Origin of the sequence: Pseudomonas sp. MH10, from assembly GCF_034353045.1 — a bacterium.
Classification (GTDB): Bacteria; Pseudomonadota; Gammaproteobacteria; order Pseudomonadales; family Pseudomonadaceae; genus Aquipseudomonas.
Genome location: NZ_CP133783.1, coordinates 5,195,126 through 5,217,774 on the forward strand (window position 1 = coordinate 5,195,126; position 22,649 = coordinate 5,217,774).

Below are 22,649 nucleotides of genomic sequence, written 5' to 3' on the forward strand. Positions count from 1 at the left end.
GTCTTTGTTAATAAAAAGTGGAGTAAATCACGTGACTGTTTCCATGTTCGCTACCGATGCATCCGTTGCCGCTCACCCGCAGGCTAATCCCTGCACTACCGAAGTAGGCGAGGCGCTGAGCTATTCGCAATTGGCCGCAGAGCAAGCACTGCTGTCAAAAAAAGAACGGCTCAAATTGAACACTTATCTGGTCGGCCCTGCTGGGTTGTTTGCAGCGTTCTCGACCCAAGTGGCCGAGCAAGGACGGCAAGCCCCCTATCTTCAGGGTCTGCCCGAAACGGACCCCGCAACGCCCCGGACGCAGACCGAACAAGCGGTTGAGTTTGCGCTGGCCCGACATCACCGTCGGGCGTTCGCTGAGAACCCTTTCGTGGGCTTGTCGAGGCAGGCGTTGTGCTGCGTGGTCTATGACGACTCCGGTCGCTCCAACCTGGCAGAACGTTACGCGGCCAATGAAGCGCTTCGGTCGCTGGACAGTCTGTATTTCATCAAGCTGATTGCCACCACCTACCACACAGTTGAAAGACGGTTGGTGTTTCGAGGCCTGCTCGAACACTTCGACGCGTTGATGCCCATAGAACAGAGCATTTATCAGGACGGTTACCGCGATGTTCAACAGGGCTATCTGGACCGAGAGGAAAAGCTCTACGGTCCGTTGAAACTGAGCAAGCCGCTGAGTGTGATCTTTACCGAGCAAACGCCGGAAAGCCTGTTGGCGAGCCTCGGAACGCGTGGATGAAAATCTGCAAATGACTGGCGTAACGTTCCATGGGGCTGCGCTGCGAGAGCGGTTCAAGGCCTGCGTCGTTACACGGCGCAAACGCCAGTGGATTCCCGCTGCGTTAGCGCATGCTGTACCGCTGGCGGCGTTGCTGGGCGTCGACAGCGTGGGCGGGTCGACGCAGGCGCGACCTGCCCAGCCGAGCATAGCGTTCGTGAGCGCGGCATCCGTATCGGCATCGACGGTGGAGCTGACGCTGGCGGATGCGGTTTATCTGGGCTTGCGCGATAACCGCAGCATCCGCAGTGCTTACTTGCAGCGCATTGTTCAAAAATTCGAGCTGCGGGTGGCGCAAGACGTTTTTTCGCCAAAGGTGATCATCACCAGCAAGCACCAAGGCAATCGTGGCCATGCTGATCGCCAGCGTGATCACAGCCTGAAACCCGAGGCGACCCTGCTCAATGAGTGGGGAACGCGGTTCACTCTGTCGTGGGTTCAGCAGCTTAACCAGGCCGATCAAGGCGGCCGCAAACGCAATAACGGCCTGGACTTTGAAGTGGTTCAACCGCTGCTAAAAGGCGCGGGCCGCGAGATAGTCAACGCCCCTACGCGCTTGGCGAGCTTGAGCGAGCGGCAGAATCAACTAGCGCTTAGGTCGACGGTATCGAAAACCGTCACCGAGATCGTCTCGGCTTATCGTGAATTGCTCAAGGCGCAGGAACAGCAGCGAATTGCCCAAACCGCCTTGGCCCGTTCTCGACAATTACTCGACATGAACATGGCGCTGATTGCGGCCGGGCAAATGGCCGAATTTGAAAGCGTGCAAACCGAGGCGGACGTGGCCAGCCAAGAGTTGAGTGTCGAAGAAACCGCGAATCAACTGGATCAGAGCCGGGTGGCCTTATTGCACTTATTGGCACTGGACCCGGGCACTCGGCTCAACGCCAGTGAAGTGCTCAAGGTCGAGGCTGTGGAGATAGACCGACAGCAGGCGCTGCGTGTGGCACTGGCCCAACAACCGGCGTATTTGCAGCTGCTGATTGCGGGGGAGAAAGCCGAGATCCACTTGCGTGTCGCCCAGAACGCCCGGCTCTGGGACGTTTCGCTGGTCGCTGGCGCGAGCCAGTCGCACAGTCGCCCGGGTGCTGAGCAACACCACGCGGGCCGGGCGTGGGACAGCTACGCCGGGATTCAATTGAGCGTGCCAATCGGAGACATGAGTGCCCGAAAAAACGCGCTCAGTGCGCAAGTCGCGGCCCAGGTTCACGTTATCCAACAGACCGAGGCGCGGCTGTCGCTGGAGCAGAACGTCAGCAATCGGTTACGCGACATGAGCACCCGCTGGCGGCAATACGAAATTGCCCAGCGGGTTCGAGACCTCTCGCAACGCAAGCTGGACATCGAGCGCGACAAACTGAAAATCGGCCGCTCCAGCAACTTTCAAGTCCTCAGTTTCGAGCAGGATTTGCGCCACGCCGAGAACGCCACCCTTAACGCGCAAATTGCTTACCTCAACGCCCAAACCCAGCTCGACGAGAGTATGGGCATGACGTTGCACAGCTGGGAGATAGCCCTCAATGATTGATCGACCCCTTAACCGCTATCGGTCGCTGAAAATCGCAGGGCTGGTCGGCAGTGTGCTCATCAGTGCCGTCGGCCTGTTTGTGTACATCAGTGCGCAACCCGCGACGGCTAACACCGGGCAGTGGCTGCCCGTTGCAAACGCGCCCTTGGTGCACAGAATTGGCGTGGTCGGGCGCATAGAACCCGGATCGCTGGTGACACTCACCGCCCCGTTCGACGGCACCGTGGCAGAGAAAAATGTCGTCGAGGGGCAGCGTGTCGAGCGGGGTCAGGTGCTGCTGCGCCTCGACACCACGCTGTTGCAAATCCAATTGCGAGACGCACTGTCAGAGCAGCTCAAAGCCCGGCGAGCCGTACAGGATTTGCAGGAGTGGACTCACGGTCAAGACATGGCCCGAGCCCGACGGGCGGTGAGTACCAGTCAACTGAGCCTGAATGACACCGAACGCAAACTCAAAGAAACCCACGTGTTGCTGGATCGCGGAATAGTGCCGCGCATGGAAGTCGACGCCCTGGACCAGCAAGCGCAGACGCAACGCCTGGACTTGCAAGCCGCACAGGGTGAACTCAAGGGCGTCAGCGCAAAAGCACTGGGTGAGAATCGACAGATCGCCGACATGCAACTGGCCAATGCAACGGCCAAATACCAGGCATTGCTGGCGATGGAAGCCCTGCGGGATGTCAGCGCCCCGTTTGCCGGGATCATCGTCCGCTTACCCGGCAACGACGCTGAAACCAACGCGCGCCCCGTGCAACAAGGCGCCCGCGTGAGTCCAGGCCAGCCGCTGTTCGCACTGGCCAACCTGGAACAGTTGAACGTGGTGGCCAAGGTCGATGAGGGCGACATCAATCAACTGCGCAAGGGCCTGCCAGTGGACATCGTTGGAGACGGTTTTGGTGGCATCCTGCTCAACGGCACGATTACGTCGCTCGGGTCACAAGTGTTGCAGTCCGAGATGCAAGGCAGCGGCGCCTCCTACGAGCTCGCCGTCGCCTTGCCCACCCTGACCGCACCCCAGCAACAGCGTATCCGCTTGGGCATGAGTGCCCGGCTGTCGATCATCACCTACCAAAACCCCGCCGCCATCGTGGTCCCCCCAGACGCCCTCGGCGAAGACAACGGCCAACACTTCGTCAACTACCGACGCACCCCCGACAAACAAGCCCGGCGGGTTGATGTGTCTATTGGAAAGGCAACTTCAGACGGTGTGGAAGTCTTCGGATTATTCCCCGGTTTTATCCGAACGGATAGTCACTATTGAGTTTATTAAAGTGAGGACGATATAGTGGGAATGAACGATAACAACAGCGGTTGTGTATAGCAACATAGAATATTGAATCTAAAAATAATTTCAAAAGTGAGTATTCGCTATGAGGAAACTATTGCCTGCAGTTTTGTTGTTTGTGTCGGTGGCGGGGGTGGCTGCTGAGTTCTCAGTGACCAAATCAATGGCGCCTGCCCGGATACTTCGGGATGGACATGTGGGAACTTCTGCTCACTCGTTTATTGGTATCTCGTATCCGAGGGGAGCGCTGATGAGCGCTGCGCTTACAAATGTTGATTGGAACACCACGTGGTATCCGAACAGTACGGGTGAATCGGTGGAGATTTGCCTGCGGAGTCCTGGGTATCCAGAAAATTGCAAGCCGGCTGCTCCAAACTCAAATGGTACGGCTAGTTTCAGCATTCCATTTCGGTTTGCTTCAGTGGTGGTCATAAAACACAGAACTACGGGTGGTGCCCGCTTTAGCGTGCCTGCGGGTCAAAATACCGTTAGGTTTAACTTAACGTATTAATAGATGAGGCTCCCGGGTGACTTAAGTCATTCGGGGGTTAACCTTGGGAGGAAAAATCATGAGAGTTACGGAAGCCAATGTATCCCCTTTAACTTACGCATCCTATGGCCGTGTCAAAACTTCAGATCTAAAGCACGATCCGGATTCAATTCCAAACATCTTTCAGAAATCTACCGTCACAATTAGTGGCGAAGCTCACATGAGACAGCGATTATTTCACAGTGACAATCCGAGTTACCGGCTTCCTTCAAAAATTCTACACCCGAGTGCGCTCCAATCAAGCTCGGAGCCTGCCGTTAATTTTCTAACACAAGGAGATAGAGTTGTTCTAAGTAAGATTTATAAGTTTGCTGAAGAACAAGGCGCCGATTTAGCTTATGTCGATGTATTAGGTTATGGGCTGGCGAACTACCGGGCAAGTGCTAGGTTTTTAAGTCCACTTAATAACGGTCAAGACCTCGATAGCAAAGGCCACATGTTGTCCTACAGGTTTACCGACAAAGACACGGCGACGATCAAGCGCGTGTTAGCCAGTGACGCTATAAAAACGACGGAGTTGGATCAAGGATTTATAAAGTTCGCGATGAATAAAGATTACAGCGTGATGAATCACCACGATTTTGAGTTTATGGAAAAAGTCATCAACAAGTTTTCAGCCAAGGGCGATGAGTCGCCTTTGGGTGCTAGATTTGCGACGCATACTTATGTGGATAAAAACTATAGTGTGCACGCTTCCAAGGAAACGTATAAATTCAAGAACGGTAAGGCTCAGGTCGTAGACGCGCTTTTAGATCTAGGCAGAAAAGCTAAAGGCAAAACGGGCGCCTCCAAACAGTCGGCTTCGGCTCCCCCTGAAACCCTAAAAGACATCCTTCGCCGAATTATCTTCAAAGCCATGGGCTCGAACTTTCGAAACGGCCTTCCCAGCTTGGCCGATTTCTTGATGAGGGGGCGGCATTAACCTATTTCAGCGCCAAGGGTGCAAGCAAACACTGTCGATTCAACCGGCGCAGAGTTGATCTTGTTACGCCCTGTGCTTTTCGCGGCGTACAGGGCTTTATCGGCTTCGTTAAGCCACATGCCGGCGCCGTTGAAATGGGGTTTGTAAGCGGCGATTCCGATACTCAGGCTCATGGTCAGGCTGGGTATCGCGGGGTCGCGCTGGTGGTTGACGGTCTGGCGCAAGCGTTCGAGGATTTCTGCGGCTTGGCTAAGGGACGTGTTGGGCAGAATGACGCAGAACTCGTCGCCGCCATAACGCCCGGCAAGGTCAGTGTCGCGCAGGTTTTTAATCAGTTCGCTACCCAGCTGTTTCAGCACGTTGTCGCCAACGATATGGCCGTGGGTGTCATTGATGGCTTTGAAGTGATCGATATCTATCAGCGCGATGGTGGTCGAACGGTTTAACGCTTGGCAGGTGCCGTACTCGATCTGCAACAGGTCTTTCCAGGCGCCATGATTGAACAGCCCGGTCAGGCTGTCGGTGCGGCTGAGTATTCCAAGCCGGTTTTTATGCTCGGATAACTTAACCGCTAATTCATAACACGCCAGTCCAACGGACAGGGGGTAGATCAGCAGCAGCGGCAGTGAGGCATAGAGTTGCAGCGGGGTACTGGTCGTGACGAGCGTGGGCGAAAAGATAGCCACCGCAATCAAAACACCGACCAACTGTGCAAGGCATCCGCGCCAGAAAAACCTTGGACCGCCTGACGAGATATTATTCATGGACATCATGCCGAGTACGGCGAAAGCGGGTAGCGGATTGAGACCGACAGCACCCGCCCAGAAGCCGCCCATGATCGAATCGAACATGAGGTTGCGGCGTTCGGCCCAGTAGGGGTATGACGACAAGCGTGCCAGCTGAAACTGCACGTGCGCGCCGCCGAAGGCATGAAACAGCAACAGCGCCCACACCCACGTTGCAGGCTGCAAGGGATCCAGCGCAGCGGCCACACTCAAAAAGCCCAGACCCAGCCCTAAGCCGCGCGGCAAGTACATGCGCTTAACGAAGGAAAGTCCTTTTCCTGTTTGTTTTTTCATCGCTCTCTTTCACCGAGTTTTCTGCCCTTGCGGTCTGAAAGCCTCGGCCTCCCCTCAGAACACCGCCAAGTGTGGCCTGCCCGTCACTGGGTGGGAAGAGCCATTTGCCATTATTGAAAAAAATACGTGCGTCGTAGATCGCTGGGCAATCGTCGCGGATTAACGGCTAGTGGACTTACTCAGCCGCGACGTGACCAAAACCATAACAAGTGCCAGCACAGCAACGACCGTTGCCACATAACCGATGGTCCCCAGCCCCCACTGCTCGATGGTGAACCCGCCGATGATCGAACCAAGGCCGATACCCGCGTTGGCGGCTGAAACGTTCAGTGTGCCCGCCAATGCCTGGGCCTGCGGCGCCGCTTTCATCACCCGAATCTGACAAATGGGAAACAGCGCCGTATGGGCAATGCCCCACACCAGCAACACCACGCCGAGCAAGGGTAGAGAGCCCGCCGCCGGAACGGTTGCGCTCATGCCCAAGCCCAACAACAGCGCAAACACCAAGGTCGAACCCAGTGGGCTGCGATCAACGAAACGCCCACCCAGCCAATTGCCAATCAATCCCACCGCGCCGAAACCCATCAGCCACCAGCCGACCTGCGCCGACGCGACGCCAGCAACGCGTTCCAAGGTGTCGGCCAAGTACGTGTAGGCGGTGAACATCGAGGTAAACAACAGGATCGACAGCAGCAGATGGGCGATGAAGGTCGGGTCGGCCAGAATCTTGGCCTGTTCCGCAAGCCGAACTTTTTGCGTCGGTGCCGTTTTCGGCATGTACGCCCACAACAACACCGCCATCACCAGTGAAAGCACGGCCAGGCCCCAGAACGCCCCCCGCCAGCCGACCGCTTCGGAAAACAGCGTGCCCAGTGGAATGCCGAATAACATTGCGGCGGAAATACCCAAGTAGATGCGTGATACCGCGCGCCCGGCGTGCTCTGGGCCCGCCATCATGCTAGCGGTTTCACTGGCCGTACCCCAAAACACCGGAAGCGCCAAGGCCGGGATAAACCGCGCCAAGGCCAGTACCCAAATGTTGCTGGAAAGCGCAGCCAATGCACTGGAAGCGGCGAATATGAGCAGAATCGCCACAAACATGCGCTTGCGGTCCAAGTGCGACAGCATGGCCGTCAGGGGTGGTCCGCAGAGCATCACGGTGAATGCGAACAGCGTCACTAGCAACCCCGCATTGGAAATTGAAATGTGCAGGTCGCGGGCCAGTGCCGGCAGCAAACCGATAATCAAAAATTCGGTGGTTACAATGACGAACCCGGCCAGCGCCAGGATGAGAATTGCCAAACCACTGCCTGTGCGCGTGGTGTCCAAGGCGGTGGGAGATACGGTCGAATCCAAGGAAGACATGCCACACACTCAGCTTATTAAGAGCTGACAGCCTATTGAAGAATAAAATTCTTATCGCTGGTCATTTTTCCGTACACTGTGGAATCTATTTCACTAATGATTCCCGACCGTTATGTCCACAACTGAACGCCTAAAAGGCATTGCCATGTTCGTCGGGGTCGCCAACGCGGGCAGTTTTACTGCCGCCGCCGAACGTCTGAACCTCAGTAACTCCGCCGTCAGCAAAGGCATAGCCCGCTTAGAGGGGCGGCTTGGCACGCGATTGTTTGAGCGCACCACGCGCCGTTTGGCGCTGACGGAGGCCGGAGCAAGTTACTACAGCGTGTGCACCCGGGTTCTTGCCGATCTGGAAGAGGCCGAAACGGAATTGGATGCCCAGCGTGCGGAGCCTTCCGGCAACTTAAGAATTGACCTGCCCACTTCTTACGGACGGCTGCACGTGATGCCGCTGATATTGGCATTCGTCGAGGGCTACCCAAACTTGCGAGCGCATCTCTCGTTTACAGACCGCTTTGTCGATTTGCTCGAGGAGCGTATTGATCTCTCGGTACGCATCGGGGGGGCCGACGCTTGGCCCGCAGCGCTGAATCATTGTTGCTTGGGGACCGAGCGGGTCACCCGTTGCGCCTCACCGGCCTACCTCGAGAAACGAGGTCGGCCTCAGACTATTGAGGATTTGGCCGAGCACGCGTGCGTTCTGTACGGCAAAGCGGACGGCAGCAGCAGCCCCTGGTTTTTTGCCGACGGTGCCGGAAAAACCCAATCCCGGCCTATCCCCGGCCGTATTGTCGTGGGGAATGCGGAAGCATTGGTCTCGGCGGTGATGGCAGGCAGCGGCATCGCGCAATTCGCGACCTGGCTGGTAAAAGAACAATTGCGTAACGGCGAGTTGGTTGAAGTGCTTCCCGATTTGGCCACCGATGGATTGCCGCTGTATCTGGCGTGGCCGCGCAGCCGCGAGACCTTACCCAAAGTCCACAGGCTGATCGAGCGGCTTTCGGCGGCGTTAACCATCGACTAGCCACTCGGCCTCCGAATCCGGGACGCGCACATCTGTAGCCAACTTGTTGGCGGAGCGGTGTACCGGGTAGACCGCATCAAGCCTGCTCGCCAACAAGTTGGCTAAGAGTGGGTGTTTAGGCCCGATTAATCGTTCTTTATATGATGACGTATTGACTTATCTGTCGGGTCTTTTATGATTGAGCCGTTGTTCATTTCCCACCTATTACCCTACTTATTAGAACCGCATTGAGCGTTGTCGCGTTTATTACAACGCGGGGACAATTCATCATTTAAAACACTATCTCCTGACTGAGGCGAATCCCCTCGTGGCGCTTAATCTACGCAGTAAAGTCATTCTTCTTGCGATCATCCCGAGCCTGCTGCTGGCGGCGGTGATCAGCTGTATCACATACGTGGTGCTGCAAAAGCTGGCGTCCGAGGAGGTTGAGCAGACGCGCTCGCTGCTGATCGAGGAGCGAAAGGTTTCACTCAGGCACTACTTGGAAATCGCCATGGCGGCGATTCAACCGATCTATGACGCGTCGAACCCTGGCGACCTAGAAGCCCGTGATAAAGCGGTAAAAGTTCTTCGAACATTGATATATGACAAGCAGAGTTACTTCTATGGTTATAACTCGGCAAGTGTTCGAGTGTTTTGGGCCGATAAAGACCTCGATATAGGCAAAAGCTTTGTCGACAGTCAGGACGCCAATGGCGTTTATGTTATCCGTGGGTTAGTTGAGGCAGGCAAGTCCGGCACCCATTACTTTCGGTATGACTGGCAGACGCCGGGCAGCGACAAGCCGGTGCCCAAGCTGGGCTACACCGTATACCTGGACAAATGGGACCTGGTGTTTGGTACGCAAGTGAACCTCGATGACATTGCCGTTCAGGTGCAAACGATCGCCAGCGACCGCCATGGTCGGATCGGTTCATACACCGCATTTATTCTGGCCATTGCCGCAGGCTTGTTGCTGCTGGTTGCCGTCATCGGTGTGTGGATAGGCAACGGCATCGTCAAACCGGTCCTTGCGATCAAGAAGAACCTTGATGACATCGCTGCAGGTGATGGTGACCTGACGCGTCGGCTGCCGGTCACTGGCAGCGATGAACTGGGCGCCTTGGCGAACTCGTTCAATATGTTTGTTGAAAAGGTTCATGGCCTCGTCCGCCAGATCGCCGAAATGACCGGACAATTGATGTCGCTGGTGGGCGATATGTCCGCCCAATCGCAGCGATCAGAGAAGGCCATGGACCAACAGCGTCAGGAAACTGATCAGGTTGCCACGGCGATTCATGAAATGTCGGCGGCCGCACAACAGGTCGCCGTCAGCGCACAGGGCGCTTCGCAGGCCGCCAGAAAAACCAGCGATGTGGGCGCCGAAGCGAAAGACGTCGTGAGCAAAAGCATCGATAGCATTCACTCGTTGATCAGCGACATCGGGCAAAGCAGCTCCTCGCTGGATAACCTGCGCAACGACGTGCAGTCGATTGCCAGCGTGGTGGACGTGATTCGATCCATTGCCGAACAGACCAACTTGCTGGCGCTGAACGCGGCCATCGAAGCCGCCCGCGCTGGCGACGCCGGTCGCGGGTTCGCTGTCGTCGCCGACGAAGTTCGCGCGCTGGCCAGCCGTACGCAAAAAAGCACTCAAGAAATTAACGAGATGATCGGCCTGTTGCAAAAAGGCACGCTGGACGCTGTGGTTGCCATGGGCCGCTCCAGTGAAACCGGCAAAACCACCGGCGAGCTGGCAAACCAGGCCGGAGTGTCTCTGGACGCCATCGGCACATTGATCGAGACGATCAACGACATGAACGCGCAGATCGCCAGCGCGTCGGAAGAACAGACCGCCGTGGCCGAAGAAGTCAGTCGCAGCATGACCCACATTGCCCAAGCAGCGGACGTTGTGGCAGGCGATGCGCAAAGTGGCGCTCAGACCTCAAGAAGCCTGACCGAACTGGGTAATCGCCTCGGCGGGTTGGTTCGTCAATTCAGGATTTGAGGTTGCGGGGGAGGGGGCGTCGGTAGCAACATCGGTCTACTTTCCCTCTCATCTCCAAAGGCCCGCCTCATGCGCGAAGGATCGTTTCGCTTAGCCAGTCCAACTCTGACCCGAGCCGTATTCGTCCTTTGCAGTCTCTTACCTTTTGCTGGTCATGCTGGCGAACCGCTGCATCTCTATACCGGCGCAGTGGGCGACATGCCTATTGTGTTAGAGCTGGACCTTAGCGATCCGGCGGAAATCAGCGGTCGGTATTTCTACGAGAAATACCACGCAGACCTGGCCCTCAGCGGCGTACAGGAAGGTAAAGAGCTGACACTCGCCGAGGGCATGGACGACGACAGCGGAAAAATTCTGCCCGAAATAGACCTGCATCAAACTGCTCAAGACGGTTGGCAAGGCCAGTGGACTGTTCCCGGCACTGAGGGCAAAACCCTTAAGGTCGTCCTGACAGAGAAACAGTTTGCGCCGCCGCCGGCCGATGCCGAACCCGGGTGGCAGGCTATTTTTAAAAAGTCGCCCTACGATTATTTGCGTTTGCGGGACATGTCTCTTCAACCGGGCAAGGTGCAGACGTTCATGGGTTATACCCTGCAGTGGTGGACAGAGCCTGAGTCCAAGGTCTCGATGTTCGAGGTCACCTCAGGCTATCCGCCGCAACAGGGCAAGCTCATTAACCAACAACTGCGCGCTCGCCTGTGGGACGAGGTGGTCAGCTATCATGCCTGTCTGCTTCAGGGCAGCCGGTTTGGCGCCGATTTCCAACAGACCGTTACCCCGGAATTACTCTCGCCTGCCATCGTCAGCGTCAGTGTTTTCACCCGCTACGACTGCGGCGGCGCCCACCCAGACTTTGGCGACACCCCCCTCAACCTTGACGCCACCACCGGTAAGCCGCTGTCATTGGAAGATGTGCTCTGGGTGGGCGATGGCAACCCCTTCCACTACGAAGACCATCAAAGCAGCAACGAGCAAGACGCGTCGTCCGTCAGCTTCGATACCTTTGCCGAGTATCGCAGCAAACAGTTTGCCCCTTGGCTGGTCGGCCAACTGCAAGCCGCCGCACCCGTCGGCATGAAAACGCCCAACGCCGAATACGAAGATAACTGCGACTTCAATGACCCGGATATTTGGGATTTCCCCGCCTGGTACTTTAAACCCAAAGGGCTCTACTTCGGCCCCTCGTTCGCCCGCGTGATGCGCGCGTGCGAAGGCCCGGATTGGTCAGTGCTGCCCTACAGCGCAGTGGCGCCGCATCCAGGCTCGGTGGCGCTGGAATTGCCGAAATAAATGACGTGAGGGCGTTACAAGTTTCTCTGCAGCCAACGTGAACTGGCGAAGGTCCTTCGGACGTACAGAAATCTGTGCAACGCCAAAATCTGTGGGACCGAATTCATTCGGGAAGGCTTCAGTCCTGACACGCTGCAATCTCAAACAAATACAAAATGCCACTCAGTTCGCTACACGACAGCGCGGCGTCGAAGACGTGGCGGCCTCTCCTACAGGTCGAGATCTGGCATCACAACACCTTAAATATCGTCCGAATACCCCGGCACTTTGGATAAGCGGAACACCCCCAGAAATCGCCCCCGGCATTGGCCCCGCTTCGGGCAACCCGGATTACCATCTGTTTTTTGCAGTGAGGGCACGCGGGCGCCGCCGGTTTAATCAACTCTTCGACCACCGCAACAGCGGTTGCCACTGCTGGCGCCTCAACCGCTGGCTCCTTGCGCGTCTCAACCACTTCCGACGTTGGTTTCGGTCCAGCTCGTTTGCTCGCCGCGATCCATTTATTGAGCAGTTCCCCGTCCACCAGCCGCAGGTTCCGTCCCGAGGCGAATTGCTTGGCAGGTCCGGTAAATCGACCGCTGGTGATCACCATTCCGCCGGTCGCACCTTCGGCCGCCATTGCCCCGTATAGCTCCCGCACCACCGGGATGCCGACCTGCAATGAACGCCACTGTTTGCATTGCACCAGGTACGTTTCGCCGTCCTTACGCGCAATCAAATCAACACCCCCATCCGGCCCGTTCCCGCCGGTTTCCAGCACGCTAAATCCTTGATGCCGCAACGCCTCACCCACTAACAGTTCGAACTGCTGCCAACTGATAGTGGCCGCAGTCTCACCTCCTGCCATGGTCATCGCCGCGAGCAGATTACGTCGTTTACGGCGGCCCAGAACCGAGGCTGCGGCGCCGCTGAGGAAAACCAGCGGCAGCAAATATTGGCCGAACGTAGCAACGGGTTTCAACAGCGTGCTGAAAACCACCGATTGCAAATGGTTTAAATCTGAATAAATCGGAATGGGTGCTAAAGAAAGCGAGTGGAGGTACCCATAGGCGCCCACCCCAATAGCCACGCTGAGCCACCACGGAAGCTTGGTCGCGATAAAAAGTAGATCGTCGAGGAACGAGGATTTTCTGGACATAGTGCTCTGATATAGAAAGGCCGTCGCGACAATACGGGTGCGGGGAAAAGGTGTCCATGACCCGCATCATCTACACCTCGAATACCCCCTTCTAAGACTGCCCACAGCGGTCGATCCTTTTGCCTACATAAGTAGCGGACCGATCTTACAGCCGAAAGGGTGCTTGTCCGGCATCGCTATTCCTCGTTCGCTGAGAGAGTTGCTTCCTTGATTTTCGGAGCAGATTTTCCTGTCTGAAAAGCATAAATAGTTGAGCAGTTGCTAATCGGATGCCCGGAGCCTGCCAACGATTCTCATGGGCAGTGATCACAACAAGGAACGTCGCATGGCAATTACGTTGACCAAGAACCAAACCATCTCTCTTGAGAAAACCGCAGGCAGCGGCCTTAAGCAGGTCACCCTCGGACTCGGTTGGGATCCGGTGAAGCCAACCGGCTTCTTTTCAAAATTGTTAGGTGCAGGCAGCCAGGAAATCGACTTGGACGCGTCCTGCATCGTGCTCGACGGAGACAAGAAACCCATCGATCTGGTGTGGTTTCGCGCGCTTCAATCCAACGACGGCTCCATCAAACACTCAGGCGACAATCGCACCGGCGAAGGTGATGGCGATGATGAATCCATCGCTGTGGACCTGGAGAAGTTGCCAGCCACTGTGAAGTACCTGGTGTTCACCGTGAATTCATTCACCGGCCAGAATTTTGAACGCATCGAAAACGCCACCTGCCGGATTGTGAACGCCGACAACGGCAATGAGCTGGCTCGCTTCAATCTTTCTGACAAGGGTCAGCACACCGGTGTCGTGATGGCCTGTCTGACCCGATCCGCTTCCGGTTGGGACTTCACCACCATCGGTGAAGCCACCAACGGCCGTACCGCCGATGACTTGGTGGGACTGGCTGCCCGAGCGCTGCGCGCCTGACTTCACCTACTGGGAGTTCAACATGCTTGATTGGCTAAAAACAAATGCAACGGCGGCTCGGGAAAAATTGGCATCCGAAGTGAGCCAGTTCAAAAACCGGGAGTTCATGGACGCCGTCGTCGCGGGTTGTGCCTTGGTTGCGGCGGCGGATGGCGATATTAGTGGCGCCGAAAAACTGAAGATGACCAGCTTTATTCAGAACTCTCGGGAGCTTAAGGCTTTTGATCTGAAAGTTGTGATCAACGCCTTTCAAGACACCTGCGCCAAGTTTGAATTCGATTTCCAGATCGGCCGGGCGGAGGCGCTGAAAACAGTGGCCAAGATCAAGAAAAAAGAAGACGCCGCACGCCTGCTAATTCGCGTCTGCTGCGCGATTGGTGGAGCGGATGGGCACTTCGATGAAGCCGAGCGCGCCATGTGCCGGACCCTTTGCAACGAGCTTGGTTTGAACCCGGCCGATTTCGATCTGTAGATAGTGAATTAAGGGATTTCATTCAATGGAAAGCGTGTCACTTGGATTTCCACCTCTTACGACAGCTGTTTTTGTGGGTTTGGCGGTCGGGGCAATGCTCATCGATATGCTCTCCCACCGAGGCAACAAACCGGTTTCGCTTACCCAGGCTGCAGTTTGGTCGGTGTTTTGGGTCGTCATTTCGCTTGGGTTCGCCGGTTTTCTGTATGTCGAACACGGTCCAACCATTGCCAGCCTATTCGTCACCGGTTATGCCTTGGAAAAAGTGCTGAGCGTCGACAATCTGTTCGTGTTCATGGCGATTTTTGCGTGGTTCAAAGTACCTGACGGCCTGCGTCACCGGGTGCTCTATTGGGGCATTATCGGTGCGATTCTGTTCCGCCTGGTCTTCGTTGCCATCGGCACCGGACTCCTCGCCTTTGGCCCTTGGGTCGAAGTTGCCTTCGCCGTCATCGTCGGTTGGACAGCGGTCATGATGCTCAGAAGTGGTGGCGATGACGAGGAAGAGCCGGACTATTCGGAACACATGGCTTACCGATTTGCGAAAAAACTGTTCCCGGTATGGCCCAAGCTTCACGGCAACAACTTCTTCGTTCGCCGCCATGAGCTCGAACGTGAATTAGAAAAGCCAGAAAACAAAGGCATGACGCTGGCAGCGAAGGGCACCTTGTTCGCTACGCCGTTATTCCTCTGCCTGGTAGTCGCTGAAATTTCAGACGTCTTGTTTGCTTTCGACTCAGTACCGGCGGTGATCGCAGTCAGTCGCGAACCGCTGATTGTGTATTCCGCAATGCTGTTCGCCATCCTCGGTTTGCGCACCTTGTACTTCGTGCTCGAAGCACTGAAACGGTACTTGGTTCATCTAGAAAAAGCGGTCATCGCCCTGCTGTTTTTCATTGCAGCCAAGCTCGCCCTGAACGCAACCAATCACCTGTTCGACCACGGCTATAACATCGGTGCAAACACTAGTTTGCTGATTGTGATGGTGGTATTGGCCATCGGGATTCTCGCCAGTGTGCTGTTTCCCGGGAAGGTCGAGCAGGTTGAAAAAGCCTAAACATCAAACAAAGGAGTAAATGGAAATGGCTCTGACTCTTCAGAAAGGCGGCAACCTTTCATTATCGAAAACTGACCCGACGCTGACTAAAATTCTGGTCGGTCTGGGTTGGGACCCCCGGGCTACCAACGGTCAAGAGTTTGACCTGGACGCCAGCGCTTTACTGGTGGGCGCTAACGGCAAAGTCCGTGGCGAGAAAGACTTCATTTTTTACAACCAACTGAAAAGTGTCGACGGTTCGGTCGAACACACCGGTGATAACCGCACAGGTGAAGGCGCCGGCGACGACGAGTCTCTAACAGTCGATCTCAGTCGCCTTTCAGTGGATATCGACAAGGTGGTGTTCATTGTCACGATCCACGACGCTGAAGGCCGCAAGCAAAACTTTGGACAAGTAAGCGGCTCGTTTATCCGCGTAGTCAATGACCTTTCCAGCACCGAGATCGTTCGTTATGACCTGGCTGAAGATGCCTCGGTCGAGACGGCCATGGTCTTCGCCGAGCTTTATCGTAACGGCTCGGAATGGAAGTTTCGTGCGGTCGGCCAAGGATTCGCCGGAGGCCTTAAAGCCTTGGCAAATTCTTACGGTATGAATTTCTAACCTTCACATTTCAATCAGCGAAAAAGGATTTAGCGATGGCTGTAAGTCTGAACAAAGGCGGTAACGTTTCCTTGTCCAAAGAAGCCCCAGGGCTTGCCGAGGTTATCGTAGGTTTGGGCTGGGATCCGCGGGTTACCGACGGCGCCGAGTTCGACCTGGACGCGTCTGTCTTCATCGTCGGTGAAAGTGGAAAAGTACTCGACGACGCCAGCTTCATTTTCTACAACAACAAAAAAAGCACAGACGGTTCCGTCGAACACATGGGCGACAACCGCTCTGGAGCGGGGGAAGGCGATGACGAGCAAGTCACCGTCAAACTCAATGGCCTGGCCGCTTCGGTGAAAAAACTGGTGTTCGCTGTCACCATCCACTCGGCGGATGAACGCAAACAAAACTTCGGTCAAGTCGCTAACGCGTTCATCCGTGTGGTGAACAAAGCCGACGGCAAAGAACTCGCTCGCTACGACCTGTCAGAAGACGCCTCCACCGAAACGGCCATGATCTTTGGCGAGCTGTACCGCTCTGGCGACGAGTTCAAATTCAAAGCCATTGGACAGGGTTTTGCTGGCGGCTTGAAACCGTTGGCAGAGGCGCATGGGGTGGCTATCGGTTAAGTTCAAAGGGGTCAACATGTTGGCGATGGTGTCACGCACACCGCCTTAACCCCCGCTAGAACGGCCGAAGGCTGCGATAGATATCAAATCGCAGCCTTCGGCAAACACCCAAACCCGTATGAGCGCGCTTGCCCGCGATCAGTTGCGAAGCAGTCGTAACCCCGCAAATTCGAAAAGTCGTTTAACAGCACCGAACGAATGTTCAGTCCACCACGAGGTCGAGGCATTCTTCTTTGAGGCGCTTGACCCGCACATAGAGCGACTCGGTAAAGGCCTTTTTATCCGCTGCCAAATGACAGCGACGATGACAATTCGGGCAAAGCGCCGCTACGTTCTCGATTCTGTCGCTACCCGCCATCGCGAGCGGAAGAACATGATGTACTTCCAGAAATGGCCTCCCGTCCACACCTAAAAACGGCCCAACTTTTCCGCAACCTTCGCACGTACCATTCGCGTGCATAAGCACCCATTCTCTAACCTTGTCGTCACGAAAAAATGTGATGACTGTCGAGTTAGAGTGCTTTGGATGTTTGATACCCAGTGGGGGGGCTAGGTTGTCGGCTGTGGACGCTTCGAGTTCTCGGCCAATGGACGTATTACTAGCAGTCGCACCCTCGCCAGGTACTTTAAAAATATCTTTATCGTTAAGCATTTCCTGAATCTTCTTGCTGACGTTCGCGCCCACGTTCTTCGCAGGCACGTAACCTTTTATGCGATTCTGCCCCAGCTCCACCAGCACACTGGAAATATTCTGCATCCGCAGCTCGATGGCTGATTTGCTACGAGCGGACAAAGCGCCTTCTCGCAACTTTAGGCCCATTTCAGTCTTTTTGAATGGGCGGCCGTCGTTCTCCATTTCACGCATGCTGAGATAGGCGTCGACAGCCGCCTCAAGCTCTACGTCAGTCCATAGGGCAGAAATCTTCTTCGTCATAACGCCGCCAATATCGAATGCAGGCGTGACGATACGTGTAGGAATATTCGGTGTCTACTGGAGGTCGTGGCCTACATAATAATGTGACTTTGAACAGTGGCCTTGAGGCATCATGGTAGAGGATTTTAATGTTTCTTCCGTGAACGCTAAGGAAAGGCCGTGAGAAAAGTAGGGGTAGGTTTCATAACAATGCTGGCGCTGCTTTGCGCTTTCTCTGCGTCAGGCAAAGAGGCAAGACTGACTGATTCAGCCATCGTCCAAATTCTCATTAATGGCTCTATCGCGTCATACCCCAGCAATTGCCCATGCCCTTACAATGCGGCGAAAAATGGTAGCCGTTGCGGTAAGCGAAGCGCTTACAACCGACCGGGTGGGTACGCCCCGCTTTGCTTCAAAGGGGATATTTCGAAGGAGATGATTGAGGGGTATCGGGGGAGGGTAGTTCAATAAACTTGTCTGTTAACGAGGCCCGGGGTGAAGTGCGTCGGAGAGCTAAATAAAATAGTTGAAGTGCCCTTAAGACTGCTGCCGTTTAGGTTTCAATTGCTGCCTTATTGGCAGCAGTTTGGGAGCTACCCCATAACAAAGCCACCTGATCAGCTAACCCAAACAAAACAGCCAGGAAGCATCACTGCCCCTGGCTTTTCAATGTCCAACATCCGCTAAGCAATCAGCCGAGACTCAATCCCAGCTCAATACCCCACCCGTCTGATACTCAATAACCCTAGTCTCAAAGAAATTCTTCTCTTTCTTCAAGTCCATAATCTCGCTCATCCAAGGGAACGGGTTAGTCGTCCCTGGATACTCTTCCTTCAACCCAATCTGGCTCAAACGACGGTTAGCGATGAACTTGAGGTAGTCCTCCATCATTGCCGCGTTCATACCCGATACCCCACGTGGCATGGTGTCCCGTGCGTATTCGATTTCTAGCTGAGTACCCTACAAGATCATCTACGAGGCCTCTTCCTTCATCTCAGCGTCCCACAAATGTGGGTTTTCGATTTTGATCTGGTTGATCACGTCGATGCCGAAGTTCAGGTGCATGGATTCGTCGCGCAGGAAACCCCAGGCTGACTTTTTGGCGACCGATGGAATCTCGTGGTACATGTTGAAGATCTCGCCTTCGTCCATGCCCAGTGATTCGACGCAATACTGGTGAGCGCGGGTGTGGATCCCTTCTCGAACGCTTGGCGCAGAAGGGTAGTTCAAAAAAAGGCTAATAACGAGTCGGGGTGTGACGTGCGTCGAAAAGCGAGCTAAATATTTGAGGTGCTTGAATACTGCTGCCTTTTAGGCTTCAATTGCTGCCTTATCGGCAGCAGTTTGGGAGCTACTCCATGACGTTGGCCACATTCCTATTTTCAGACTACCGCAGAAAAGTTTTGGCGTTGTTGCTGTTGCATCCCGTTGAGCGCTATCACCAAAGAGAGATCGCCCGCCTTACTGAGACGATATCCGGCACGCTGAGCCGCGAATTAGCCAAGATGGTGGACGCAGGTTTACTGCTGAAAATGCCTGTTGGTAATCAAATGCAATACACGGCCAATGTGGAATGCCCGATTTTCGAGGAGCTTGCCAGTATCCTTCGTAAAACGGATGGATGGCTGGAAGCATTAGAAAAGGCTTTGAACCCGGTGTCGGAATCTATCGAGTTCGCGTTTGTTTTTGGCTCAATGGCCAGAGGGAATGCGACGTCAAGCAGCGATATCGATCTGATGATTGTCGGTGACGCAAGCTTCAGTGACGCAATCACCCTCCTTCACCCGCTTCAGCAATCATTAGGTAGAGAAATAAATCCGAAACACTACTCCGCTAGCGAGTGGCGGCGGTTGGTGAAGGAGCAAGGTGGGTTCGTTCGGGATGTTCTTAGCAAACCAATGTTGTTCGTTATAGGCAACAAAATAGATCTGCTGAAAGATGAGGAATAGGGAAGATGACTCTGGCAAATTTGTTGGGACTGTTATTGGAAAGAGTCGAGCCAGATGCCGCTAATATCGGACGCCTGATGGGTGCCGCAGGGCGAAGCCTGGCAGACGCGAGACTGGAAAAGATGAGTAATGAAGGTCGTTTTGACATGGCTTACAAAGCCATCATGCAAGCAGCAAATGCAGTCTTGCAAGCCAATGGATACCGCACGTTGACGAGTAAGCCGGGTCATCATCAGACAATGATTCAAAGCCTGCCCATGACGATAGGTTTAGACGCAAAAACTATGATTGTTCTGGACGGCCTTCGTAAGCAGCGAAATGTCAGCGATTACTCTGGAGACCCTGTTAGCGAAAGCATGGCGTTGGAAGCAATTGATCATGCCCACTCTTGTTGGTTTTGGCTGACCAATGGTTGAATAATAACAAAGCCACCTGATCAGCTAACCCCAAACAAAAAAGCCAGGAAGCATCACTGCCCCTGGCTTTTCAATGTCAAACATCCGCTAAGCAATCAGCCGAGAATCAATCCCAGCTCAACGCCCCACCCGTCTGATACTCAATAACCCTAGTCTCAAAGAAATTCTTCTCTTTCTTCAAGTCCATAATCTCGCTCATCCAAGGGAACGGGTTAGTCGTCCCTGGATACTCTTCCTTCAACCCAATCTGGCTCAAACGACGGTTAGCAATGAACTTGAGGTAGTCCTCCATCATTGCCGCGTTCATACCCAATACCCCACGTGGCATGGTGTCCCGTGCGTATTCGATTTCTAGCTGAGTACCCTGCAGAATCATCTGCGAGGCCTCTTCCTTCATCTCAGCGTCCCACAAATGTGGGTTTTCGATTTTGATCTGGTTGATCACGTCGATGCCGAAGTTCAGGTGCATGGATTCGTCGCGCAGGATGTATTGAAACTGCTCGGCAACGCCGGTCATTTTGTTGCGGCGGCCCATGGAGAGGATTTGGGTGAAGCCGCAGTAGAAGAAGATGCCTTCCAGTACGCAGTAGTAGGCGATCAGGTTGCGCAGCAGTTCTTTGTCGGTGTCGACGGTGCCGGTTTCGAACTTCGGATCGGAGATCGAGCGGGTGTACTTGAGGCCCCAGGCTGCCTTTTTGGCGACCGATGGAATCTCGTGGTACATGTTGAAGATCTCGCCTTCGTCCATGCCCAGTGATTCGATGCAGTACTGGTAAGCGTGGGTGTGGATCGCTTCTTCGAAGGCTTGGCGCAGGATGTACTGGCGGCATTCCGGGTTGGTGATCAGGCGATAAACTGCCAGTACCAAGTTGTTGGCAACCAGGGAGTCGGCGGTAGAGAAGAAGCCGAGGTTGCGCATGACGATGCGGCGTTCGTCGTCGGTCAGGCCTTCCGGATCGCGCCATACGGCGATGTCGGCGGTCATGTTGACCTCTTGCGGCATCCAGTGGTTAGCGCAGCCGTCGAGGTACTTCTGCCAGGCCCAGTCGTACTTGAACGGCACGAGTTGGTTCAGGTCGGCGCGGCAGTTGATCATCATTTTTTCGTCAACGGCAACGCGGGCGCTGGTGCCTTCGAGTTCAGCCAGACCTTCGGCGACGTCGAGGCTGTCTAGAGCGGCCTTGGCGCGAATGATCGCGGCCGAGTCGTTGGAAGTGACGGCACGGGCTTCGAGTGCGGCGGCGCCACCGGCGCTGTCGAGGCGGTCCATGTTGGCTTCGTTGGCGTGACCGGCGTTGGTCGCGCGTGCGGCGGTTTCGCCGTCTTCTTTATGGAATTCATCCCAGTTCAGCATGGTATGCGTCTCCTTTTCGAGGGTCGTCGCGGCGACCGGTTGGATTTTTAAGTATGGAGCGCCAGCGTCGCGGAAATGACGTTGGCAGCGGAATGTGTCGAGACCTACTTGAATGTCGCTGCATTACCGATTTATGGAGCTGTCGGTCGCGTAGTGGAAGTGCTGCCGAGGCTATGTCTCAAAGGCGAGCAAATCAGGTATTTAGGGTTGCTTTCAGGTAAGACAGCTTTGCCGTTGCAAATGGTCATTTGAGTACCCTAGAGCGAGCGCGGAATTATACAGATTTTGCCCGGCGCTTGTTCATCCGTGAATGAATTTGACGTGTGATTTTCACTTTTTATTTCGCATTCCAAGCGTTCATTCTCGGTGTGCAAAAAAAGACCTTTGATCGAAGTGAAATCCCTTATCTAGTGTTTTTTACATTTAGAAACGCAGCATATAGTGCCTTCGGCTTTCCGGCAACGGGTCTGTTCACCGGATTTTGGTCAACGATCAAGGGCTTGATGAGGGTCAATTTCCCCGGTCCCACAGACAGTGGGCGTTGTAGCCGGCTATGGTTTTTGAAGCGACCGTTCAATGAATTTATTCGCGGTCAAAATAGACGAACGGTTGTGTTTTCAGTGGCCAAATAAAGGTAAATCTAGCCGCTGATAGGCTGCCCGATACATCGTTCAAATACGCTTGTCAGTGCAGCGTAATCGCAGACCACTGCATCAATATTCGCCTGAATCCATTCTCGTGCATCCACGGCCCACCAACTGATCTCGTAACCCGCATTTACGACGATGTGTTCGAATGTGTGCGATCCAGGTCTTGAAACCAATCAACGTTGGTCAAGGAGTTGAACAGCTTATTAGCTTCGGGTTCGATGCGGCTGGTCATGCAGAAATGGGTTTCGTCTTTCGAGATGTCTACCGTACGAAGTTTTTCTGCCCAATCGTAGAGGTCTGAAAACAGCCGTTGATGGATGCTCTTCAGGTAGGAGAGATCGTAGGGCGGCGGGGCGAACTCGATAGATTCAGCTGCCACTTCAGAAAGGGCGCGCTCTGCTTCGGTTAAAATTCCATAGTCGGTTATGCCCAGGTGATTGCGTAAAACCGCAGTACCGGGATAGCAGTACGGGTCTTGTCCGACGCCGTATTTATCGAGCATCAGGCTTGTTTGTTTCGATAGGTTTTCAATAGCTCTTCACGGGATGGAAGAGGGCGTTCAGCGTCCAATGGGCTGCTGTTGAAACCTTCCAGGCGCAAGCTGGCTGCGTAATTGGATCTTCGCGTTTTGGCGCAATAGGCTTTTTTTGCGTCGAGGGAATGGGTGGGCATTGAGACGACCTCCGAGTACAAAGGCATTAGTGTAGCTGAAAGAGCCAACCGCATTGAGCTTCAGCGCGGTCTATCGCAGCCTTCGGCAG

The 22,649-nt window shown here is 54.7% G+C and carries 21 protein-coding genes and 3 pseudogenes; 16 read left to right on the plus strand and 8 right to left on the minus strand.

Translation table 11 applies throughout. From position 1 onward, the window contains the following. Positions 1 to 31 precede the first annotated feature (31 nt). The 4 genes from RHM59_RS23480 to RHM59_RS23495 all read left to right on the plus strand — a co-directional run bounded on the left by RHM59_RS23480 (position 32) and on the right by RHM59_RS23495 (position 5,063). Positions 32 to 739 carry a hypothetical protein gene (locus RHM59_RS23480; RefSeq protein ID WP_322165690.1) on the plus strand — a complete coding sequence of 236 codons (708 nt, stop codon included), beginning with the start codon at positions 32 to 34 and terminating at the stop codon, positions 737 to 739. Between the two features lie 10 nt (positions 740 to 749). Then, positions 750 to 2,306 carry a TolC family protein gene (locus RHM59_RS23485; protein ID WP_322285521.1) on the plus strand — a complete coding sequence of 519 codons (1,557 nt, stop codon included), beginning with the start codon at positions 750 to 752 and terminating at the stop codon, positions 2,304 to 2,306. Further along, complete coding sequence (locus RHM59_RS23490; protein ID WP_322285522.1) at positions 2,299 to 3,567, plus strand: efflux RND transporter periplasmic adaptor subunit; 1,269 nt, start codon at positions 2,299 to 2,301, stop codon at positions 3,565 to 3,567. Before RHM59_RS23485 ends, RHM59_RS23490 begins: the two co-directional genes overlap by 8 nt. Positions 3,568 to 4,160: 593 nt before the next feature. Further along, on the plus strand, positions 4,161 to 5,063 hold the full coding sequence (locus RHM59_RS23495; protein WP_322165687.1) for a hypothetical protein: 903 nt from the start codon (positions 4,161 to 4,163) through the stop codon (positions 5,061 to 5,063). On the opposite strand, the gene RHM59_RS23500 is transcribed toward RHM59_RS23495, so the two are convergent. Then, entirely contained in the window at positions 5,060 to 6,142 is a 1,083-nt protein-coding gene (locus RHM59_RS23500; RefSeq protein WP_322285523.1) for a diguanylate cyclase, read from the minus strand. The genes RHM59_RS23495 and RHM59_RS23500 overlap by 4 nt on opposite strands. Before the next feature lie 159 nt (positions 6,143 to 6,301). After that, positions 6,302 to 7,507 (minus strand): MFS transporter, encoded by a 1,206-nt coding sequence (locus tag RHM59_RS23505; protein ID WP_322285524.1) that lies wholly within the window; start codon positions 7,505 to 7,507, stop codon positions 6,302 to 6,304. Between the two features lie 112 nt (positions 7,508 to 7,619). Here RHM59_RS23505 and RHM59_RS23510 point away from each other — a divergent pair, with 112 nt between their 5' ends. From RHM59_RS23510 to RHM59_RS23520, 4 genes and pseudogenes are all read left to right on the plus strand, one after another. Continuing rightward, positions 7,620 to 8,528 (plus strand): LysR family transcriptional regulator, encoded by a 909-nt coding sequence (locus RHM59_RS23510; protein ID WP_322285525.1) that lies wholly within the window; start codon positions 7,620 to 7,622, stop codon positions 8,526 to 8,528. A 397-nt stretch (positions 8,529 to 8,925) separates the two neighbouring features. Then, positions 8,926 to 9,609, plus strand: a pseudogene (locus RHM59_RS25610) (cache domain-containing protein); the annotation flags it as partial. Between the two features lie 201 nt (positions 9,610 to 9,810). Beyond that, positions 9,811 to 10,515, plus strand: a complete 705-nt coding sequence (locus RHM59_RS25615) for a methyl-accepting chemotaxis protein (protein ID WP_416195109.1) — start codon at positions 9,811 to 9,813, stop codon at positions 10,513 to 10,515. 198 nt (positions 10,516 to 10,713) lie between these two features. Further along, positions 10,714 to 11,805, plus strand: coding sequence for a hypothetical protein (locus tag RHM59_RS23520; protein ID WP_322285527.1), 1,092 nt, complete (start codon positions 10,714 to 10,716; stop codon positions 11,803 to 11,805). Between the two features lie 229 nt (positions 11,806 to 12,034). Here the strand turns inward: RHM59_RS23520 and RHM59_RS23525 are convergent, their stop codons facing one another. Beyond that, positions 12,035 to 12,943 carry a restriction endonuclease gene (locus RHM59_RS23525; protein WP_322285528.1) on the minus strand — a complete coding sequence of 303 codons (909 nt, stop codon included), beginning with the start codon at positions 12,941 to 12,943 and terminating at the stop codon, positions 12,035 to 12,037. 325 nt (positions 12,944 to 13,268) lie between these two features. On the opposite strand from RHM59_RS23525, the gene RHM59_RS23530 reads away from it, so the two are divergent. From RHM59_RS23530 to RHM59_RS23550, 5 genes are read left to right on the plus strand one after another with little or no spacing between them, the layout of a single operon-like run. Then, the gene (locus tag RHM59_RS23530; protein ID WP_322165680.1) at positions 13,269 to 13,862 is read left to right on the plus strand and encodes a TerD family protein; all 594 of its coding nucleotides are present in this window, start codon (positions 13,269 to 13,271) and stop codon (positions 13,860 to 13,862) included. Positions 13,863 to 13,884: 22 nt separating this feature from the next. After that, positions 13,885 to 14,334: a tellurite resistance TerB family protein gene (locus tag RHM59_RS23535; RefSeq protein WP_322285529.1), complete on the plus strand. Its 450-nt coding sequence runs from the start codon at positions 13,885 to 13,887 to the stop codon at positions 14,332 to 14,334. Positions 14,335 to 14,359: 25 nt separating this feature from the next. Further along, complete coding sequence (locus tag RHM59_RS23540; RefSeq protein WP_322165677.1) at positions 14,360 to 15,391, plus strand: TerC/Alx family metal homeostasis membrane protein; 1,032 nt, start codon at positions 14,360 to 14,362, stop codon at positions 15,389 to 15,391. 25 nt (positions 15,392 to 15,416) lie between these two features. Continuing rightward, positions 15,417 to 15,992 carry a TerD family protein gene (locus RHM59_RS23545; protein ID WP_322165676.1) on the plus strand — a complete coding sequence of 192 codons (576 nt, stop codon included), beginning with the start codon at positions 15,417 to 15,419 and terminating at the stop codon, positions 15,990 to 15,992. A 35-nt stretch (positions 15,993 to 16,027) separates the two neighbouring features. Beyond that, positions 16,028 to 16,606: a TerD family protein gene (locus tag RHM59_RS23550; protein ID WP_322165675.1), complete on the plus strand. Its 579-nt coding sequence runs from the start codon at positions 16,028 to 16,030 to the stop codon at positions 16,604 to 16,606. A gap of 202 nt (positions 16,607 to 16,808) precedes the next feature. On the opposite strand, the gene RHM59_RS23555 is transcribed toward RHM59_RS23550, so the two are convergent. Continuing rightward, entirely contained in the window at positions 16,809 to 17,540 is a 732-nt protein-coding gene (locus RHM59_RS23555) for an HNH endonuclease signature motif containing protein (RefSeq protein ID WP_322285530.1), read from the minus strand. Between the two features lie 159 nt (positions 17,541 to 17,699). Between RHM59_RS23555 and RHM59_RS23560 the strand changes: the two genes are divergently transcribed. Continuing rightward, a complete protein-coding gene (locus RHM59_RS23560; protein ID WP_322185228.1) occupies positions 17,700 to 17,990 on the plus strand; it encodes a hypothetical protein in 291 nt (96 codons plus the stop codon). 231 nt (positions 17,991 to 18,221) lie between these two features. Here the strand turns inward: RHM59_RS23560 and RHM59_RS23565 are convergent. Continuing rightward, a pseudogene (locus RHM59_RS23565) lies at positions 18,222 to 18,739 on the minus strand (ribonucleotide-diphosphate reductase subunit beta); the annotation flags it as partial. Positions 18,740 to 18,877: 138 nt separating this feature from the next. Between RHM59_RS23565 and RHM59_RS23570 the strand changes: the two are divergent. After that, on the plus strand, positions 18,878 to 19,468 hold the full coding sequence (locus tag RHM59_RS23570) for a nucleotidyltransferase domain-containing protein (protein WP_322285531.1): 591 nt from the start codon (positions 18,878 to 18,880) through the stop codon (positions 19,466 to 19,468). Between the two features lie 5 nt (positions 19,469 to 19,473). Then, positions 19,474 to 19,884 (plus strand): DNA-binding protein, encoded by a 411-nt coding sequence (locus RHM59_RS23575; RefSeq protein WP_322285532.1) that lies wholly within the window; start codon positions 19,474 to 19,476, stop codon positions 19,882 to 19,884. A 106-nt stretch (positions 19,885 to 19,990) separates the two neighbouring features. Here the strand turns inward: RHM59_RS23575 and RHM59_RS23580 are convergent, their stop codons facing one another. From RHM59_RS23580 to RHM59_RS23590, 3 genes and pseudogenes are all read right to left on the minus strand, one after another. Beyond that, positions 19,991 to 21,238: a ribonucleotide-diphosphate reductase subunit beta gene (locus RHM59_RS23580; RefSeq protein WP_322165666.1), complete on the minus strand. Its 1,248-nt coding sequence runs from the start codon at positions 21,236 to 21,238 to the stop codon at positions 19,991 to 19,993. A 640-nt stretch (positions 21,239 to 21,878) separates the two neighbouring features. Next, positions 21,879 to 22,390 (minus strand): annotated as a pseudogene (locus RHM59_RS23585) (Fic/DOC family protein). After that, positions 22,390 to 22,560, minus strand: coding sequence for a YhfG family protein (locus RHM59_RS23590; protein ID WP_322165664.1), 171 nt, complete (start codon positions 22,558 to 22,560; stop codon positions 22,390 to 22,392). The pseudogene RHM59_RS23585 and the gene RHM59_RS23590 overlap by 1 nt, the downstream one beginning before the upstream one ends. Positions 22,561 to 22,649 lie beyond the last annotated feature (89 nt).

Excerpts from the sequence above, each read along its gene's own strand:
- RHM59_RS23485 (WP_322285521.1), top strand. The coding sequence starts at position 750 with ATGACTGGCGTAACGTTCCATGGGGCTGCGCTGCGAGAGCGGTTCAAG.
- RHM59_RS23490 (WP_322285522.1), top strand. The coding sequence starts at position 2,299 with ATGATTGATCGACCCCTTAACCGCTATCGGTCGCTGAAAATCGCAGGG.
- RHM59_RS23495 (WP_322165687.1), top strand. The coding sequence starts at position 4,161 with ATGAGAGTTACGGAAGCCAATGTATCCCCTTTAACTTACGCATCCTAT.
- RHM59_RS23500 (WP_322285523.1), bottom strand. The coding sequence starts at position 6,142 with ATGAAAAAACAAACAGGAAAAGGACTTTCCTTCGTTAAGCGCATGTAC.
- RHM59_RS23505 (WP_322285524.1), bottom strand. The coding sequence starts at position 7,507 with ATGTCTTCCTTGGATTCGACCGTATCTCCCACCGCCTTGGACACCACG.
- RHM59_RS23510 (WP_322285525.1), top strand. The coding sequence starts at position 7,620 with ATGTCCACAACTGAACGCCTAAAAGGCATTGCCATGTTCGTCGGGGTC.
- RHM59_RS25615 (WP_416195109.1), top strand. The coding sequence starts at position 9,811 with ATGTCGGCGGCCGCACAACAGGTCGCCGTCAGCGCACAGGGCGCTTCG.
- RHM59_RS23520 (WP_322285527.1), top strand. The coding sequence starts at position 10,714 with ATGCCTATTGTGTTAGAGCTGGACCTTAGCGATCCGGCGGAAATCAGC.
- RHM59_RS23525 (WP_322285528.1), bottom strand. The coding sequence starts at position 12,943 with ATGTCCAGAAAATCCTCGTTCCTCGACGATCTACTTTTTATCGCGACC.
- RHM59_RS23530 (WP_322165680.1), top strand. The coding sequence starts at position 13,269 with ATGGCAATTACGTTGACCAAGAACCAAACCATCTCTCTTGAGAAAACC.
- RHM59_RS23535 (WP_322285529.1), top strand. The coding sequence starts at position 13,885 with ATGCTTGATTGGCTAAAAACAAATGCAACGGCGGCTCGGGAAAAATTG.
- RHM59_RS23540 (WP_322165677.1), top strand. The coding sequence starts at position 14,360 with ATGGAAAGCGTGTCACTTGGATTTCCACCTCTTACGACAGCTGTTTTT.
- RHM59_RS23545 (WP_322165676.1), top strand. The coding sequence starts at position 15,417 with ATGGCTCTGACTCTTCAGAAAGGCGGCAACCTTTCATTATCGAAAACT.
- RHM59_RS23550 (WP_322165675.1), top strand. The coding sequence starts at position 16,028 with ATGGCTGTAAGTCTGAACAAAGGCGGTAACGTTTCCTTGTCCAAAGAA.
- RHM59_RS23555 (WP_322285530.1), bottom strand. The coding sequence starts at position 17,540 with ATGACGAAGAAGATTTCTGCCCTATGGACTGACGTAGAGCTTGAGGCG.
- RHM59_RS23570 (WP_322285531.1), top strand. The coding sequence starts at position 18,878 with ATGACGTTGGCCACATTCCTATTTTCAGACTACCGCAGAAAAGTTTTG.
- RHM59_RS23575 (WP_322285532.1), top strand. The coding sequence starts at position 19,474 with ATGACTCTGGCAAATTTGTTGGGACTGTTATTGGAAAGAGTCGAGCCA.
- RHM59_RS23580 (WP_322165666.1), bottom strand. The coding sequence starts at position 21,238 with ATGCTGAACTGGGATGAATTCCATAAAGAAGACGGCGAAACCGCCGCA.
- RHM59_RS23590 (WP_322165664.1), bottom strand. The coding sequence starts at position 22,560 with ATGCCCACCCATTCCCTCGACGCAAAAAAAGCCTATTGCGCCAAAACG.